General features: G+C 34.1%; 17 protein-coding genes. 9 read left to right on the top strand and 8 right to left on the bottom strand.

The features are described 5' to 3' along the window. Positions 1–146: 146 nt before the first annotated feature. From CWR52_RS09565 to CWR52_RS09545, 5 genes are all read left to right on the top strand, one after another. A complete protein-coding gene (locus tag CWR52_RS09565; RefSeq protein WP_104949512.1) occupies positions 147–1349 on the top strand; it encodes a tyrosine-type recombinase/integrase in 1203 nt (400 codons plus the stop codon). Next, positions 1342–2646, top strand: coding sequence for a tyrosine-type recombinase/integrase (locus CWR52_RS09560; RefSeq protein ID WP_072040436.1), 1305 nt, complete (start codon positions 1342–1344; stop codon positions 2644–2646). The genes CWR52_RS09565 and CWR52_RS09560 overlap by 8 nt, the downstream gene beginning before the upstream one ends. After that, entirely contained in the window at positions 2643–4517 is a 1875-nt protein-coding gene (locus CWR52_RS09555) for a DNA-binding protein (protein ID WP_040251990.1), read from the top strand. The genes CWR52_RS09560 and CWR52_RS09555 overlap by 4 nt, the downstream gene beginning before the upstream one ends. A 14-nt stretch (positions 4518–4531) precedes the next feature. Next, positions 4532–4918 (top strand): hypothetical protein, encoded by a 387-nt coding sequence (locus CWR52_RS09550; RefSeq protein WP_001062149.1) that lies wholly within the window; start codon positions 4532–4534, stop codon positions 4916–4918. Between the two features lie 96 nt (positions 4919–5014). After that, a complete protein-coding gene (locus CWR52_RS09545; RefSeq protein ID WP_022065655.1) occupies positions 5015–5440 on the top strand; it encodes a hypothetical protein in 426 nt (141 codons plus the stop codon). 52 nt (positions 5441–5492) lie between these two features. Here the strand turns inward: CWR52_RS09545 and CWR52_RS09540 are convergent, their stop codons facing one another. From CWR52_RS09540 to CWR52_RS09520, 5 genes are all read right to left on the bottom strand, one after another. Further along, positions 5493–5807, bottom strand: coding sequence for a hypothetical protein (locus CWR52_RS09540; protein ID WP_040251977.1), 315 nt, complete (start codon positions 5805–5807; stop codon positions 5493–5495). Positions 5808–5825: 18 nt separating this feature from the next. Further along, the gene (locus CWR52_RS09535; protein WP_022065656.1) at positions 5826–6212 is read right to left on the bottom strand and encodes a hypothetical protein; all 387 of its coding nucleotides are present in this window, start codon (positions 6210–6212) and stop codon (positions 5826–5828) included. A gap of 41 nt (positions 6213–6253) precedes the next feature. Then, complete coding sequence (locus CWR52_RS23420) at positions 6254–6526, bottom strand: hypothetical protein (RefSeq protein WP_072040435.1); 273 nt, start codon at positions 6524–6526, stop codon at positions 6254–6256. A gap of 224 nt (positions 6527–6750) precedes the next feature. Next, complete coding sequence (locus CWR52_RS09525; protein WP_104949511.1) at positions 6751–8028, bottom strand: relaxase/mobilization nuclease domain-containing protein; 1278 nt, start codon at positions 8026–8028, stop codon at positions 6751–6753. Further along, positions 7997–8434, bottom strand: a complete 438-nt coding sequence (locus tag CWR52_RS09520; RefSeq protein ID WP_104949510.1) for a hypothetical protein — start codon at positions 8432–8434, stop codon at positions 7997–7999. The genes CWR52_RS09525 and CWR52_RS09520 overlap by 32 nt, the downstream gene beginning before the upstream one ends. Positions 8435–8708: 274 nt before the next feature. Between CWR52_RS09520 and CWR52_RS09515 the strand changes: the two genes are divergently transcribed. Then, entirely contained in the window at positions 8709–8936 is a 228-nt protein-coding gene (locus CWR52_RS09515) for a hypothetical protein (protein WP_047736981.1), read from the top strand. A 19-nt stretch (positions 8937–8955) separates the two neighbouring features. Here CWR52_RS09515 and CWR52_RS09510 read toward each other — a convergent pair whose 3' ends face one another. Further along, entirely contained in the window at positions 8956–9570 is a 615-nt protein-coding gene (locus CWR52_RS09510) for a hypothetical protein (protein ID WP_000855770.1), read from the bottom strand. Between the two features lie 477 nt (positions 9571–10047). Here CWR52_RS09510 and CWR52_RS09505 point away from each other — a divergent pair, with 477 nt between their 5' ends. From CWR52_RS09505 to CWR52_RS09495, 3 genes are read left to right on the top strand one after another with little or no spacing between them, the layout of a single operon-like run. Beyond that, positions 10048–12108, top strand: coding sequence for an HsdM family class I SAM-dependent methyltransferase (locus CWR52_RS09505; protein WP_104949509.1), 2061 nt, complete (start codon positions 10048–10050; stop codon positions 12106–12108). After that, positions 12101–13213 (top strand): hypothetical protein, encoded by a 1113-nt coding sequence (locus CWR52_RS09500; protein WP_104949508.1) that lies wholly within the window; start codon positions 12101–12103, stop codon positions 13211–13213. The genes CWR52_RS09505 and CWR52_RS09500 overlap by 8 nt, the downstream gene beginning before the upstream one ends. Positions 13214–13262: 49 nt before the next feature. Then, on the top strand, positions 13263–13934 hold the full coding sequence (locus tag CWR52_RS09495; protein WP_001122580.1) for a hypothetical protein: 672 nt from the start codon (positions 13263–13265) through the stop codon (positions 13932–13934). Positions 13935–13998: 64 nt separating this feature from the next. Here CWR52_RS09495 and kwaB read toward each other — a convergent pair whose 3' ends face one another. Together kwaB and kwaA are read right to left on the bottom strand one after the other, a co-directional pair. Next, on the bottom strand, positions 13999–14946 hold the full coding sequence (gene kwaB / locus CWR52_RS09490; protein ID WP_104949507.1) for an anti-phage protein KwaB: 948 nt from the start codon (positions 14944–14946) through the stop codon (positions 13999–14001). After that, complete coding sequence (gene kwaA, locus CWR52_RS09485; RefSeq protein WP_104949506.1) at positions 14943–15530, bottom strand: anti-phage protein KwaA; 588 nt, start codon at positions 15528–15530, stop codon at positions 14943–14945. The genes kwaB and kwaA overlap by 4 nt, the downstream gene beginning before the upstream one ends. Positions 15531–15903 lie beyond the last annotated feature (373 nt).

Genomic DNA, 15903 nt, shown 5'->3' with positions numbered 1-15903 from the left:
GATGATAATTTGACAGGAATAATCGTCTATCTCACTGTTTTAATTTAACTAAATGGCTTAATCGATTCAAATAAATTTGTAAATCTACGAAATGCTTATTATTAATATATTGGAATTATACTTTTTGTAAAGTTTAGGAGGAAAATATGTATAGTATTTGTGTGGATTCTTTTATGTTCGAAAATGGTGAGAGGTATTGTCATATCGTAAATAAAGATACTGGTGAACCATTGTATTATCCTAACTTGTATATAACAACACAGGTCAGGAATCGGTCAGAGTCTATATCAACAATGAAGGTTATTGCCGGTAGCATTTCATTGTTATATCGATTCTTTATGAGGAAAGAGATCAATATTGATGAAAGAATTCAGAAAAAAATATTTCTGGCTCCTCATGAAATTGAAGATTTGATTGAATTCACTTCATTCAATTTCCGAGATGGCGAGGATGATAATTTTAGAAGTTCAAATGTCAAAAAACCAACTAAGAACTTTCGGATTACAACCATAGCTAACTATCTGGAATGGCTGTGCAAAATACATCTTTCTCATAGAGGACAGAAGGATACTCTAAAATATATTTTAGATTTCATTAACAACATAAAACGAAAGAAACCGAGAAACAATGACAAATATAATATGGATATAGAAAAAAGCTTAGATAAAGAACAATTGGATTCTTTGTTTAGCATTCTTGCACCAGGTAATAACTTAAATCCTTTTTCAGGAAAAGTGCAAAAAAGAAACAACCTAATATTCCTGTTATTACACTGCTTTGGCCTAAGAGCAGGTGAACTTTTGAATCTGCGAATTGGTGATATAGATTTTGCAGAATCGACAATTGCAATAAGAAGAAGAGCAAATGATAAAACAGATCCGCGAGTGTATCAACCATTAGTTAAAACTTGTGAGAGGAAATTAATTGCTGATACAAAGCTCATGTTTGAAATTTCAGATTATATTCTGAATGATCGAAGAAAGATAAAAAATTCTAACAAACATGATTTCCTGTTTATTACTTATAAGGAAGGAAAAACTCAAGGGCAACCTATTTCATTTTCTTCATATCACAAAGTGGTGAGTGTTGTTCGTCAATCCTCCTCACTTCTAGGGGGATTGACAGGTCACAAACTCAGACATACATGGAATTATGAGTTTTCGAAAGCAATAGACAGGAATCAGGACATATCCGATGAAAAAGAGCAACAAATCCGTTCTTATCTCATGGGATGGCGACCGGGTTCAGAAACTTCAATGATTTATAATCGCAGGCATATTTATGAGCTATCGAAAAAAACTGCACTTGAACAACAAGAGCAACTATTCAAAGGAGAATTTGATGAATAATTTAATTAAAAATAAATCTGATAAAATGTCTTTGCATGAACATAAAATCGTCAGTTCGATTGAAAATAACGGAATCAATCTTACAAACTTAATATATGCTATGAACGAAAATTTGGTTTGTGGGTTTGTATATACAGTACAATATTATTTTAATAGCAACAGCTATTTGTATGTGAAAAATATTGTTAGAAATATGGAGAGTCTTATCCGTAAACTATCTCCTACTCATATTGATGATAAGGTTCTAATTGAATATCAAAATAATAAATTATCAAAAGCCCCAGCATCATTTCGCGTTTTACGACCATTTTTGATTAAATGGTTTGAGTTAGGATATCCGGGAATAGATGAAAGTGCGGTAGAACTGTTAAAGCATTTGGACCTAAAAATAAAAAAATCTGGTCAGTCTGTGCTTCAAGATGATCCAACAGAGGGACCATTAAATAAAGAAGAACATACTTCTTTGATTAAGGCTATGAATCATGCATATAGAAAAGGTGAACTGTCACTGCCACATTATGCAATATCACTATTGATCAGTCTTACAGGTAGAAGACCTCAGCAGTTAGTTATGTTGAAATATAAAGACCTTCTTCAAAAGAACTTAGATAATGGCAAAGTAGAATATGTAATTTCAGTGCCACGAGTAAAACAACGGGGTAAAGAACTACGATACCGAGAACTTGCAATAATATCAGAGGTTGCATCAATTGTTCAATTGCAAGCTAATCAATCAGTGAAACTTGTTGAGCAAGCTCTTGGAAAAACTCTTGATGATTATTCTAAACGAGAAGTTCCTATTTTCTTAAATGAGGAAAAACTCTCAGATTTATCCATAACAGGTTCAATTCTTCTGGAATATAATAAATTATATGCGAAGCCTACAATTGCTAATGTAGCATTGAAAAGTATTGTTAATAATGGGAATGTAATATCCAACCGTACCGGTTCGATACTAAATATTACTCCTCGTAGGCTTCGTTATACAATAGCAACTATGCTGGCTAAGAATGGGCATAATGTTAATACTATAGCTGAATTATTGGATCATTCATCTACTTCAAGTGCGGGGATTTATATTAAAAATCATGCTGACAGTGTTGAAAGGATTGATTCCGCTGTTTCAGAACAATTGTCATTTGTCGCTGATATTTTTATGAACGGAATCAAATCGAAAAAGAGTAGTCATTTCAAATTTTTTTCTTCAAGTAGATGCCAGAGTCAGAATTCAGGATTTCCTTGCAATCAATGTATGTTTTTTATTCCGATTGATCGCAGTGAGGTGAATCAACTATGAATAATATTATTTTGTTCAAATCAAAAAAACATATTCTTGTAGAAGAAAATTATAATGAGTTCATAAAATTTTGTCGCTATCAACTGTCCGGACTAACCCAAACTCAGGATTGGGAGCAGTATGCCTGGAAAGGATATGTCACATTTAGAAAAATAGGGATTGGAAATAAAATCTTTGATTCCATTGATGCAATGCACGAAGATTATATCAATTTTGCGAAAGCATATATCAGATATCAACACACATTGAAACCATTGAAAAATTATGGGGTTATTATGATGGCCTTGCGATGTCTCGAACAGGCCCTTTTGCAGGTTCAGAACACTGGTCTCATTTATAATGTTACAGCCGTTGTTTTCGATGAGGCAATGCAGATCGGGAGTAAATATTTTGAAGGTAACGTTTTGGCTAAATGTGGAATACAGCTTGAAAAAATATCAAAGTTTCTGTGTGAACATAATCTTGTGAAGTCAGGATATATCTCATGGAAAAACCATGTAAAACAGAAAGTCAAAAACAATTATCTTCCTGAGATTGAGGATTATCACCGAAGCGATAAGTTACCAGATGAAGAAGCATTGCTCGCTATTGCTGAAATTTTTTCTCAAAATGATGAGTTACTGAGTCCAAGGGATAAGTTCACCAGTTCAGTATTTGCACTTCTACTTTGTTGTCCGAGCAGAATTTCTGAAATTTTAGCCTTACCTGCTGATTGTGAGATTACACAAATAGATGGCAAGGGTATCGAAAGATATGGTTTGAGATTTTATTCGGTAAAAGGGTATGGCCCTAATATCAAATGGATTCCACGGGTTATGATACCAGTTGCAAAGAAAGCGATTAGAAGATTACTTTCCTTATCACAAAATGCAAGAGCACTTGCTCACTGGTGCGAAAAGTACCCGGATAAATTTTACCGACATGAGCTTTGCCCAACAGTTGATGAAAAAGCTAAATTGACCGTTGTACAAGTTTGCCATGCACTGGGGTATAATTTATTTGATCATAAATCATGTGTTTTAAAAATTAAAAGAACGAGTTTGGATGGTGGGAAAAGTTTCTTAAACCACAATGATTACAACTATTCATTGAGTAATTTGTGGGAAATTATTAGTTCTAATTTTAGCAGAGATTTTCCATGGTATGATAAAGAAAAATCCATAAAATTTAGTAATGCTTTATGCTTGCTCAATACTGATCAATTTTCTTTATCAAGAATGACTTCAATTTTCACATTTTACAAACCTACTAAAAGTTTCTTTTTCAGTGACATACAAAGAAAAAAAAGCTATGAGATGAATTATAAAAATATATTTTCTCGATATGGGTATTATGATGATGAAGGTAAACCACTACTTATTCGCTCACACCAGCCACGGCACCTTTTAAACACAATAGCCCATTATGGTGAAATGTCTGAACTGGATATAGCTAAATGGTCTGGTCGTATCAATGCGAATCAGAACAGAGTTTATAACCATGTGTCAGAAGAAGATATGTTAGATAAAATCAAAGCTATTAAATTGAATAGGAGTAATTACTGTCAAAGGGAGTCAATACCCACAAATGAATTGACAATTGATTTTGATAACCTTAATCAAGGTGCAATACATTTAACTGAATTTGGTTACTGTGTACATAACTATTTAATCAAGCCTTGTACAAAAATTAATCATCTTATTGAATGTGATAATGAAACACCGGACATTAACTCAGTAGATAGAATTAGACTGCAATCTGTCCGAGAGAAAGTAATGCAATTAAAGAGAATAACTCAGATCGCTTATGAAAATGGTGATTATGGTGCAGACAAATGGTTGCAACACCATGAAAAAAATTTGGAAAGAATTAATAAGCTTTTGAATAATTAAAACAGGAGATACTTATGGCAAAACATTTGAACAGGAGTGAAATAAAAGCAATTAAACACATTATACTGACTTGGGACGGTAAAATCACATGGAGTGATTTATGTGAATCAGTGTATAAGAATCTAAACAGAACTATCACAAGGCAATCTTTAAGTGCTCATGATGAAGTTGTTGAAGCATATAGAATAAAGAAAAGTTTGTCCAATTTGAAAAAATCTGGTCTAAAGAAACCAGCTAACTTAACTATTGCGGCACAACAAATAATAAACCTTAAAGCCGAAAACGAAATGTTGAAAAAACAGAACAATAGATACAAAGAGCAATTTAGCTATTGGCAGTATAATGCTTATAGACACGGTCTTACTATGGAACAGTTGAATAGGCCATTTAATAAAAAATAATATTTGATAGGTTACACCTATTGACAAGTTTAATAAATGCGATAAATATAAATATATGGTCAGGAAGACTATTTAACTAATGCAAGGATGCATTTTATGGACAAGAACATTATCTATCCAGAGTTTACTCTGGAAGAGCAACTTATCATTATCGTCGATAAATATATCTCAAAACGATACCAGCCAGGTGATAAAAATTTCTCATACCAGCTTTACTTAATTTTTGTGGGATACCATTTGAAGTATTTCTACCCTAAAAGGATTTATTCCAAATCCAATCGTAATATTGATAACATAATGACTATGTTTAGCTCGGTATACAAAAGTCTGACAAGCAATCTTCTACAACGATTAAATAACAAAGAAGGAGTTATTAGGGAACTAAACTCGCTTGTTAATTACATAGATAACAATCAAGAAAAAGCAGAGGAAATCTATGCTACTGTCAGAGCACAATACGAAATGAAAGTAATTGAGAAAGAGTTAACCCATGAAGTTCGCGTAAGAACCGTCAGGTTATAGGCAATAAATAGCCCCTATGCAGGGGCTAAAAGAGACTTCTTGATATAGGCTACTACTGAACTTCTTTCCAGATACCATCAGCTTTCACAAGCTTAACAGGCTTTGTCTGTTTCATATTGCTAATTGAGGCATCGACAATGCAGTTATAAACATTATTTGCTTCTTCTGTGCAACTAACTTTTCTTACATAATCAATTTTCAAAAGGTCTTTTTCGGGAATACTTGAGTTCAGAGCTTTCATACTTGCATTTGATCTATCTACGACACTTTTGAAAGCATTGTATATATCGTCTTGGGATGGCTCACTGTTACATGCGGTTAAAAGAAGTGTGGTAAGGAAAACTGTGAGGATTGAGTATATTTTCATTTTCTTATCCAGAAATAATTAATTAAGAATACCAGTCTTGGTGTTGTTGTTATCAGAGGAGAAAGTCCATTTACTTACGGTCTCTCCCTTGAAGTCGATCTCAAGAGTTTTAGACTGAGTCTGAGAACCGCCAGTAAACAGCCCCACAACTGGAATGAAAGTCGTTGCACTGAACTGATTGTTAGACATGAAATATTTCCACTGCTCATTTCCGTCATCGAGTGTGGTTCTTGTATCAGGCTCACCTAACTTAGAGAGTAATTCTGTCTTAGTTGTTTTGTTTTTAATGATCTTTGACTGGAGGCTTTGTGGTGTTTCGTTTTTAAGGTTCTGGTTCCCTGATGTTGAACAGCCAGAAAGCAGGAAGACAATAATAAAAAAAGAGGACGTTATAAATCGGTTCATTTACTTTCTCATTTTATGTTTGCGATAGTGTGAAATTAATTTCACCGTATAAAAACAACTCTGTCTGCATACATTCTTTTGATTTTATAGATAAGAATAATGATGCTTACGAAAAACGTAATGACTGATACAAGAGTGCTGTCGGTCCACGAAAATGCTAACCACGCGAGACCAAATGCCACGAATTGAAACAGGAATGCCACACTGAGCGGGCTTTCACCGTAAGCAACCTTTGCATGACACCCTTTGCAAATCCGCACACCATGAGGACTTTGTGTAAAGCAGAACGGGCAATTTATTGTTTCGTCTTTCATATCAACCCCAGGGTGGAAGATTAAATGGTGCGTTTACAGAGATTCTCGATGACCGGCTCGCTTTAGTAAAATTGCTTGTACCGATCGATGGTTGTTACTTGATAGGTTGTATCTATCATAAATGTTTTATCGATCTGTAATAACGATCAAAATTTTTTTGACTAAACACAAATTTATTACTAGGGAATAGAGTGTGGTTACGAAAGATGTTTACAACTAGCTGTCTATAAACGAATTTTTCTTGCGGGTTTCAGATGATGTGTTGAATAGACTTCTGAGAAGTTTGTAGGAACCTTGTGGAGGATGCTCCTTCCATATTTTCTGAGAAGCTCTATGAGCCGTTGTAAAAAGGGAATCCAGCCGGTGAGCCTGAGATGCTTTTGCTGTTTGACTGCATTCTTTTGAAGAATCTTTTCTACGATTTCGTTCCGTTTGTCTTCTCTGAGCCGTAGTTCCAGTTCTGCAATTTTTTTACCGATACTTTCCTTTCTCTCAGCGGTTTTCAAAACTGTTGCAGGAGCAGGAGCAGGAGCAGGAGCAGGAGCAGGAGCAGGAGCAGGAGCAGGAGCAGGAGCAGGAGCAGGAGCAGGAGCAGGAGCAGGAGCAGGAGCAGGAGCAGGAGCAGGAGCAGGAGCAGGAGCAGGAGCAGGAGCAGGAGCAGGAGCAGCAGGGTGGTCTTTTGTTGGTGTGTTGGTTCGTATCGCTTCTAAGTGGTCAGGGTTGTAGCTAAGTTGCTTTTGAAGATTTGCCCAAGAGTAACCCTTGCCTAACTGCGAAGCTTTGAAAGCAATATCGCGGTAAGAAAATGAGAAGCCGTTCATTTTCCCGGTAGAAGCGACATTCGCCGTCCAGCCGACTTCTGCTTCTTCCAGCCTCTTGATAAAAGTTAAAAGGTCAGGTGTATCTGCCAAACTTTTATCGAGTATCTGCTGGAGAGCTTTTTTTGAGGAGGGAAGGCCAGTCCGTTCTGAAAGCATCTGTTCGTTGCGAGAGATTCTTTTCCGCTTCGGTTGTTGATTTGGGAGGGATGGTGCTGTCTTGGTCACTGTCAGACCGTGAGCGATTTCGAGTTCACTAATGATCCGTGTGCTTATAAGGTTTTCGTTCCTACCCAAGTAGAGCTTCCCACCGGCTATGTCGATTCTGCTGGCGATAATGTGTATGTGCTGACCAGCCGGATCGTCATGAAGCACATAGCAACGAAGGTGTGTATCACTGAACCCCATCCTCTTCATGTAGTCATCTGCTATGTTTACCCATTGGTCATTTGATAATGTTTCTCCGTCAGGCAATCGTAGCGAGTTGTGCCAAACTGGTTTCTGAACATCGGGCCGAAGCTGTTTAGTGTCATCAAATTCAGTGATCAGTTTAGAGGCTGAATCACCTAACATGTTCCCGCCAATGACGACTGGATCGCTTTTATGATGTGCTCCCGGCTTCAATGCATATTGAACAACACCTGCGAAGCTTTTACCCCTCTTGATCTTCCGCATACCCTTCACGTGGGATACTCCAAAAATCTGTTCTTAACAAGTTGTGACGAAGCTCTTCAAGTTGTCGCTTCACAGCGAAAAGCTCTGTATGAGTAAGCTGGCTATCTTTGCTCTTACCATCGATATGGATCGCAATTCGATTTAACTTTTGCGATATATCAGTTAAAGCTTTCCAGGCTTTGGTATTAATCGTTGGTATAACAGGAGGCAACTTTTGAAGGGAAGCCATACGAAGCCACTCTCCTTTTTTATAAGAGCCTCGCTTTATATTCAGGAGTTGCAGTTCTTCAACATTCAATCGGACACTGACACAATAACTTCTTACTGCTTCTGAAGGAATTTTAATTTTATTAAAACCACCACGGCGGGAAGTTTTGGATAGATCTAAATTATCTGTATAAATACTCTCTTTCATATAAACTCCATTTTATATGTTACTGATTGATAAGCATAATCCGTATGCTTCATATATCATTTATACAATTAATTAGTAGTTTGTCAATCAGCAATCTTGATTGTGTAGGTGTTCTTTTATTGTCTGACTGAAAGGAAGCAAGAAAAGCAAGGGCTTTATAGAACGGTGCAACCGCTTCTATAAATTAGCTCTTGCTTAATGCCGCTACATAGTTATTTGACATTCTTGTTTTTTAATGATAAAGGATAATAAACTAAACAGGAGGTAATAAAAAATGAAAAAAATAAATTTCCAAATGATGAATTATTTAATATTCTCTGTACTGGTATTGATTAGTGCCATGTCCTTTCTTTATGTGTATTTTAAACATAGCGAATGGCAAGAAGCATTATTAATATTAACCAGTTTAAGTGGATGTGCATTTGGTGGATGGTTAGCTTTCACAATGATTTTTTTACCAACATTCTCTTCCTTTAAAATTTTTGAAATAAAAGGCAGATAAAACCTGCCTTTTTCGTAAGCTATTTGTCTTTATAGTTTTTTAAATCACGTAAAGAAATTAGGAACTTAAGAACGGCAGATATAGCGAATGTGGTAATTATTGAATATACAAGAGTAAAGATAACAGCAAAGAAAAATTGAGAAATCAAATTTCCATCATGTAGGGCATATATTTTCCCTATATAAGGATTCTCAGAATCAATAGTTTTAAATATAAGTATACATGCTGTCAATCCAGATGAAGCGAAAGTAATTGTGTCTACAAATTTTTTAAAATAGTCTAAGTCAACTGTGCCGCTTTTAACAACCATAGTATTAAGTATTATACCAAAAATGATAGGTATTAGAAAAAGAATTAAATGAAAGTTAGAGTCAAAAATCAAATCAAATATTATTGCTATCAGAAGAGCTAGAAATGGCAAGTAAAAATAAAAGCACATTTGCCATTGGGTTATTTTTCTGGGCAGCTTTGATATGTCAGATTTGTTTTTAACAGCATCTTTAAATGTTAATTCAATATCGCATTTCAGTTCAATACCTTCTATTTCCCCTTTCAACTGAGCAATTCCAACATTGCGGGGAATGTTTTCATTGTTTGATTTGCATTTTTCTTTATTAACATCATTTGTTTTCATTAAATTAACCTCGCAAATAAATATATTAAACAGAGTGAAAACTTAAATTTCATATTAAATTAATATTAATCAAAAGCAATCTCAATATTTTCAGAGTTTGTGCTGCATTGTGACTATACAAAAAGAGTCGTTCTATGGGACCCTCTTTCTTTAAGAAACTTAAGAGCTTTTTCTTTAGTTTTATCAGAGTGTTGAATCTCATCGCTCATAGTTAACATTCCTTAGATATCAAAAAATTTGGTTGTGTCAGATTGGTGTTGATTACTGATGCTACCAATGAAAATAGATTGTATATCTAACTCATCGTTATCACTTATGGTGGTACAGTTGATATCACTTTTCATCGAGATGCAATATTTATGTTAATGGATTGATATGTAATGCTTTTTTTTTGAATAAAAGATGGGGTTTTGAGCTTTATTGTGGTAACATGGTGAAAATTTTTCTGTCTGATAACTTACGATATAGAGTTTTGATATGAGTGAAGAGCTAATTCAGCTATCCCCAAAATCCTTAGGTCGATATCTGTACTATCGAGTAGGTAGTTCTACCCTATCTCAGCTTAAAAAGAATAAAGTAATAAAAACGAAAGTTAATGCTGATATTGCTACTAAGAAGCCAGATGGTCTGGTAGTACTCGCTGGCGGTGATGTAAAAGCAGTCATCGAATATAAACAGCCTTCTGAACTTAGAACAAACGCGTTGATTGAAAAGGCGATTAATCAAGAGATTGAGGTAGCCAAAAGCTTGTGTAAGTTACTTATTGTCACTTGTGGCAGTAAGACTATATGGATCAATGCCTTGAATGGTGAGCGAATTCATGATGAAAACGGACATGAATTAAAAAAGCTCTTTGACGTCAAATATATTGAGGATGGTTCTCTTACAAATGAGCAACAACTAGAATTTGAAAAGTTAATAGATAAAATCGACTATTCGCTGACTGAGAATAACAATACTATTACTTTGCCAGAAGTATTAGATCCATCACAACTGGCTAAAACATTATGGCAAAAAATTTGGATTAATACAGGTAAGGAACCAGAAAGATGTTTATATAATGTTGTTGAACTTTTTGTATTTAAGTTCTTAAGCGATGTTGGTGTATTAAAGAAACATCTTAATTTTACTTCTGTTTATAATCTTTTGCAAACCGAATCTTCTTCAGAAGCTCTTAAACATTATGCAAATACTTGCCGTAAAGAAATTAGAGATCTCTTTCCAAAAGGGGCTGACGGCACTACGGTCATAAACGGCACCATTTTTGTTAATGAAAAAGGTGAACCTAATACTGCTCAATCGAGTTTGTTCGGTGAGGTATTAAAAGACCTACAAGATTATGATAGTAAATTTGGTTCTTTCAAATATATTCGCCGGGAGTTTAAAACACGTTTATATGAATCTTTTTTAAGACAGAATGCAGGAGTAAGATCTCTTGGGCAATATTTTACACCTCGAAATGTTGTTCGAGCCATCGTTTCTATGTCTGATTCTTCTAAACTTAAAAAAGGAGCGAGAGTCTGTGATCCATTCTGTGGAGTTGGTGGATTTTTGCTCGAACTAATTGCAGAAAACAAAAATATTTGGAAAGAATTTGAACCTAAGAATGGTTCGATTGATCCTGCAATTGATATTGTTGGTTATGATAAAGGAAGTGACGAAAAGGAAGACGAAAGAACAATTATATTAGCTAAAGCTAATATGCTTATTTATTTTTCCGATTTATTAGTGAAATATCATACTCCGGATTATCTTAAAGCTTTTTCGGAAGGTGCTTTCAACAAAGTTTTCCATTTATTAAGATCAAATTTAGGTACATTTGGTAAAGTTAACGATGAACCTTATGATCTCATCTTAACAAACCCACCATATGTTACGAGTGGTTCCAGCAGTTTAAAACGTTCTATCGATGAAGAAGGTTTAGCTACTTATTACACTTCTAATGGTCGTGGTACTGAAGCTCTTGCTATGGAATGGATCGTCCGAAATCTTAAACCTGAAGGGCAGGCTATAGTTGTGGTTCCTGATGGGTTATTAAATCAAGAATCTATGCTTGAATATTTAAAAACTCATTGTTTCATTGAAGGAGTAGTTTCCTTACCAACTAGGACGTTTTATTCTACACCTAAGAAAACCTACATCATATGTTTAAGAAAAAAAGCTGATATAAACGAGCAACAAAGAAGCTCTGTTTTCGCTTATCTTGTTAGCGAGATTGGTGAGACAAGAGATGCTAAAAGATGGGTTACTGAGGAAAATGACTTAGATCAACTTGTCAATCTTTTTAATCAATTTAAAGGTTCGCCAAATTATTTCACTACAGATAATAAGAGATGCAAAGTTATAAAATTTGAAGAGTTTGGTGAAAAAACTAATTGGATGATCGAAAGATGGTGGTCTAAGGATGAACGAGTAGCTTTGGGGGTAACTTCAGAGGCAAATGAGATCACTCAGGCGGAGTTAATTGATAAAATCACATCAATTTCACAATTAATTAATGAATTCATTGCAACTGTAGATGAGGTTAACGATGAATAATTCAAAAATTATTAGTCTTGGTGACAATAAAATTTTTGAGTTCGTTTCCCTTAAAACCGGCTGGACTAAAGAGGTTTATACTAAATTTGATACTAAGGATAGTTCAGTTGGTTATCCTGTATATACGGCCGCTGAATCACCAGTAGCTCATGTTGAGGTTGAGAATGATAAACTAATTTTAGTAAATGAAAGCGATCAAATATTCTCTTTTGCTTCGAATGGCGATGGTAGTGCTGGACGCAATTTTGTAATACACAAAAGCAGTTTTTATATTAGTAATGATAGAACCGTAATTAAAATTAAAGATTCCACTATCGATATTGGTTATGTGTTGTTTAGCATTCGGAATATGAAGGAAGATTATGGTTTTGATTTTTCCTATAAGGCTATTCCAGCTAATGTTTCTCTTGTCACATTGAATATTCCTTTGGATTCTACTGGTGGGTATAACCTTCTGGAGCAAAAGAAAGTCGCGGAAAAATATAATCGGATTACTGATTTTATACAAAATGCTGAATTCTTTATCAATGAACTTGATGAGTGCTCTGTGTCATTAAAAGAATTCATGAGTGGCTGTAATACGATAGAAGTTTCTTTATCCTACAGCAACTCATTTTTATCTTCCATCGGTGATAGATTATTAAAAAAAGACCAATTAACCCAAGGCATTGAGGTATATAGTGCTAATGTTAATAAACCTTTTGGTTACGTCAAAGAGACCAAATTAGATAATTTTAAAATGCCATCACTTATTTGGGGTATAGATGGTGTTTTTGACTGGGCTTATATCCCTGAAAATAAAGTTTTTGAAATCACAGATCACTGTGGCCGATTGCAAATAATTAACAATAAAATTTTCCCAAAATATGTTTATTATTTTTTGAAATCGACGAAGGATCAATATGGATTCGATAGAACTTTTCGGGCATCGCTAACTAACCTCAAAGAGAATGTAATTATTGAGTTACCTATTGATGTTAATGGTGAATACGATTATCAAAAACAGGTCGAAATTTCTGAAAAATATGAAAGAATTTTCTCTTTTAAAAACATGATTGTTAGGAATTTATCAGAAACCATTGAAGATAATATTCAGATTGATTAAATGAGTAAGATAGGCAGAAGTATCTGCCTATTATTCATCGGAGACAATTATGCCTATACGTGAATTCAGCGATGAAGAATATCAAGGTCGATTTATAACTGAATCCAGAATTAACAATAATGCATTGCAACAAGCTTTGGATATTCGGAAATATGAGATAGATCATTACTGGAAACGAGCAACTTATTTCTGGACCTTTATAGCGGCAACTTTAGCTGGTTTTGTTGCTATACAGACTTCCTCTTCTACAGCTAAGACTGATTTATCCGTGTTACTATGTTCACTGGGTATTGTATTTTCATTCGGTTGGCTCTGTGTTAACCGTGGTAGTAAATATTGGCAGGAAAACTGGGAAAAACATGTCGATATGTTAGAAGATAATATTAATGGTCCACTATATAAAGTGGTGTTATCTCGTGCAAAACCGAAAGGAATAAAAGAGGTTTCGGTTCATTTACTTACTGGTCCATCTCCAATATCAGTATCTAAGATAAACCAAATTATTAGTTTATTTATAACTATTGTATGGATAGGGTTGCTGGTGTATTCGTTACCTCCTTTTGATTTGAAAGCTCCGCTTAATTTCTATTATGTTTTCCTGATTTTAATGACAGTAATTACCTGTACTGGATTTATTACTATAGCAAGAACATATAGTGGTGGGTATTGGCATTCGGCAACAATTAGAACATCCAGCATAAATAATCAAGCACGCGAATGATTAGTAATAGTGACAAATATATTTCAAGAATGGTTTATAATATTTGTCACTTCTACTTAAAATTCTATTCATCTAATCTGTCTTTTGCTATGCTCATGTATATTATTTTGGTTAGATCTGATTGTAAATAATCATCGCTCATGAGTTTAATGAAATGCTTCTGTGATGTCTTGGTTTTAATTAATAACTTATCTCCCGCTTCATTAATCTGAAGTATTGCAGATAAATATTTATGTTGGGATACATAATCAATAATTGTTTTAGTATCTATTTTCCCCAAAACAGGAGAATGTTTGGAGATTTTTGCCAACTTTCTAGCGAATGAAATTTCTCTCGAACTCTTTTCTAAACCTGATATGTCTTCAATTAGTAGTGAATCCCGTAAAGAATTTAAAGCAATAACTGCTTGGGCTTCAATCACTTGATGAAATTTCATTTGAGTTTCAAGAGTCTTGTGATTTTTAATGTAAAAATCCTCACCAATTGAAAATAGATCATAATTGAAATCTAACCGTAATATCTCATTAGGGAGTTGTTTCAAGTATCCATCAGGGTCAGGGACTAAATTAAACATTTTTCTGCTATTTCTCAATACTGCAAGGTTAGTTTTGTTTTTATAAAGAGCCAGGCATTTGTTATCTCCACTTATTAAAATTATAATTCCTTTCACATCTGTGAATTTATTTAAAGGGTTATAATAATCTTGTGAGTTAGGAGGGATAGCGATGGCCTGAGTGATTTTGTTAAATTCTTCAGGATATTGTTCGTAATCAAATTTAAACAAGGCATTTTTTCTATCATCAAAATTGGACAGCAATGGTGAGGTGAGATCTTCATTATTTATAATGTCTTCTTTGATTTTGTTAATAAACCCTTCAGCTATGCTATTTAATGCACTCCCTTCAATTCTGGAAAGCTTTAGTTCATTAGCAGTAGTAGTAAATACAACCCTGATTCCGCTAAAGTTATCAATTATTTTTGAAATTTTTTCTTTTAACTGCTGAGTAGTCATATTTTTTTCCTTGCTATAAAAACAAATTCATCAAAGAAACTATAATAAACATTATCGTCCACTTTTAATACATCATTTGAAATAGCTATCAGATTTTTTGTTTCTCCACTTCCTGGGTGTAGTATATTTACCCTGTATAGTTTAAAGCCAAACAGAGCTAAAGTTGGATTCGCATAATACTTGTCTGTTTTAATAAAAATAATGCCTATTACTACTACAAGCAAAAGATATGCTATATTCTTTTGCATGTCTTCAAAACTAAACCCCATAAAAGGTACAATGTATGTTGCTAAGAATGTTAAACTTTCATAGCTTTCGCTTTGACATGATGTTATTTTAACGCTATCTTGTCCATTGTATTTTGTTATGTTTTTTAATCTATTATAAAAATAAATACTAAATAGCAAAAATACAAAGCAAACAATAGGAACAATATTTTTTAATACAAGTTTCTTCAAACCTATGAAGCTACAATCCGAAGTGAAGCAAAAGGGGATTTTGGCAGTCAGGATAATAATAAAAACAAAAAGCATAGCTAAAGATAGGATGTATAGACCTACTTTGTTGTATGTGTTCCTTTGCATAAACACCCTCCTATCCGACAAATGTATTATAAATGTTCAACAATTGAACACAATAGTGATTCTACCATTTTTTACTGGGTTTATATACAGTTGTTTTTGGTGTGTTAACTATATGAAATGAAATGTAGTTTTTATATGAAATTATTTTTCTTAAGTATTGTGTTAAAAATTTTTCCACTGCATTAAAATGGTAGATCAAAGCATTCAATCTTATGTTGAAGCATAAATTGTTTAGTCATATTTTATTACTGTTCGATTATCATCAATCGGGTCTGATGGTATCAATGATGGTATCATCGACAATGTAGATTGCTTTAATTACTAAAGATCATAAGGATAGTTGCGATGTTCGAGTCCGGCCTTCGGCACCAAA

The organism is Enterobacter sp. SGAir0187, assembly GCF_002952735.2.
GTDB classification, from domain to species: domain Bacteria; phylum Pseudomonadota; class Gammaproteobacteria; order Enterobacterales; family Enterobacteriaceae; genus Enterobacter; species Enterobacter quasiroggenkampii.
Note: the sequence above shows the minus strand (reverse complement) of the source record. Positions and strands in the feature narration are given on the sequence as shown.

Coding starts and splice junctions, on each gene's coding strand:
- CWR52_RS09560 (WP_072040436.1), top strand. CDS start 1,342: ATGAATAATTTAATTAAAAATAAATCTGATAAAATGTCTTTGCATGAA.
- CWR52_RS09515 (WP_047736981.1), top strand. CDS start 8,709: ATGAAAAAAATAAATTTCCAAATGATGAATTATTTAATATTCTCTGTA.
- CWR52_RS09520 (WP_104949510.1), bottom strand. CDS start 8,434: ATGAAAGAGAGTATTTATACAGATAATTTAGATCTATCCAAAACTTCC.
- CWR52_RS09505 (WP_104949509.1), top strand. CDS start 10,048: ATGAGTGAAGAGCTAATTCAGCTATCCCCAAAATCCTTAGGTCGATAT.
- CWR52_RS09545 (WP_022065655.1), top strand. CDS start 5,015: ATGGACAAGAACATTATCTATCCAGAGTTTACTCTGGAAGAGCAACTT.
- CWR52_RS09500 (WP_104949508.1), top strand. CDS start 12,101: ATGAATAATTCAAAAATTATTAGTCTTGGTGACAATAAAATTTTTGAG.
- kwaB (WP_104949507.1), bottom strand. CDS start 14,946: ATGACTACTCAGCAGTTAAAAGAAAAAATTTCAAAAATAATTGATAAC.
- CWR52_RS09565 (WP_104949512.1), top strand. CDS start 147: ATGTATAGTATTTGTGTGGATTCTTTTATGTTCGAAAATGGTGAGAGG.
- CWR52_RS23420 (WP_072040435.1), bottom strand. CDS start 6,526: ATGAAAGACGAAACAATAAATTGCCCGTTCTGCTTTACACAAAGTCCT.
- CWR52_RS09510 (WP_000855770.1), bottom strand. CDS start 9,570: ATGAAAACAAATGATGTTAATAAAGAAAAATGCAAATCAAACAATGAA.
- CWR52_RS09540 (WP_040251977.1), bottom strand. CDS start 5,807: ATGAAAATATACTCAATCCTCACAGTTTTCCTTACCACACTTCTTTTA.
- CWR52_RS09535 (WP_022065656.1), bottom strand. CDS start 6,212: ATGAACCGATTTATAACGTCCTCTTTTTTTATTATTGTCTTCCTGCTT.
- kwaA (WP_104949506.1), bottom strand. CDS start 15,530: ATGCAAAGGAACACATACAACAAAGTAGGTCTATACATCCTATCTTTA.
- CWR52_RS09495 (WP_001122580.1), top strand. CDS start 13,263: ATGCCTATACGTGAATTCAGCGATGAAGAATATCAAGGTCGATTTATA.
- CWR52_RS09555 (WP_040251990.1), top strand. CDS start 2,643: ATGAATAATATTATTTTGTTCAAATCAAAAAAACATATTCTTGTAGAA.
- CWR52_RS09550 (WP_001062149.1), top strand. CDS start 4,532: ATGGCAAAACATTTGAACAGGAGTGAAATAAAAGCAATTAAACACATT.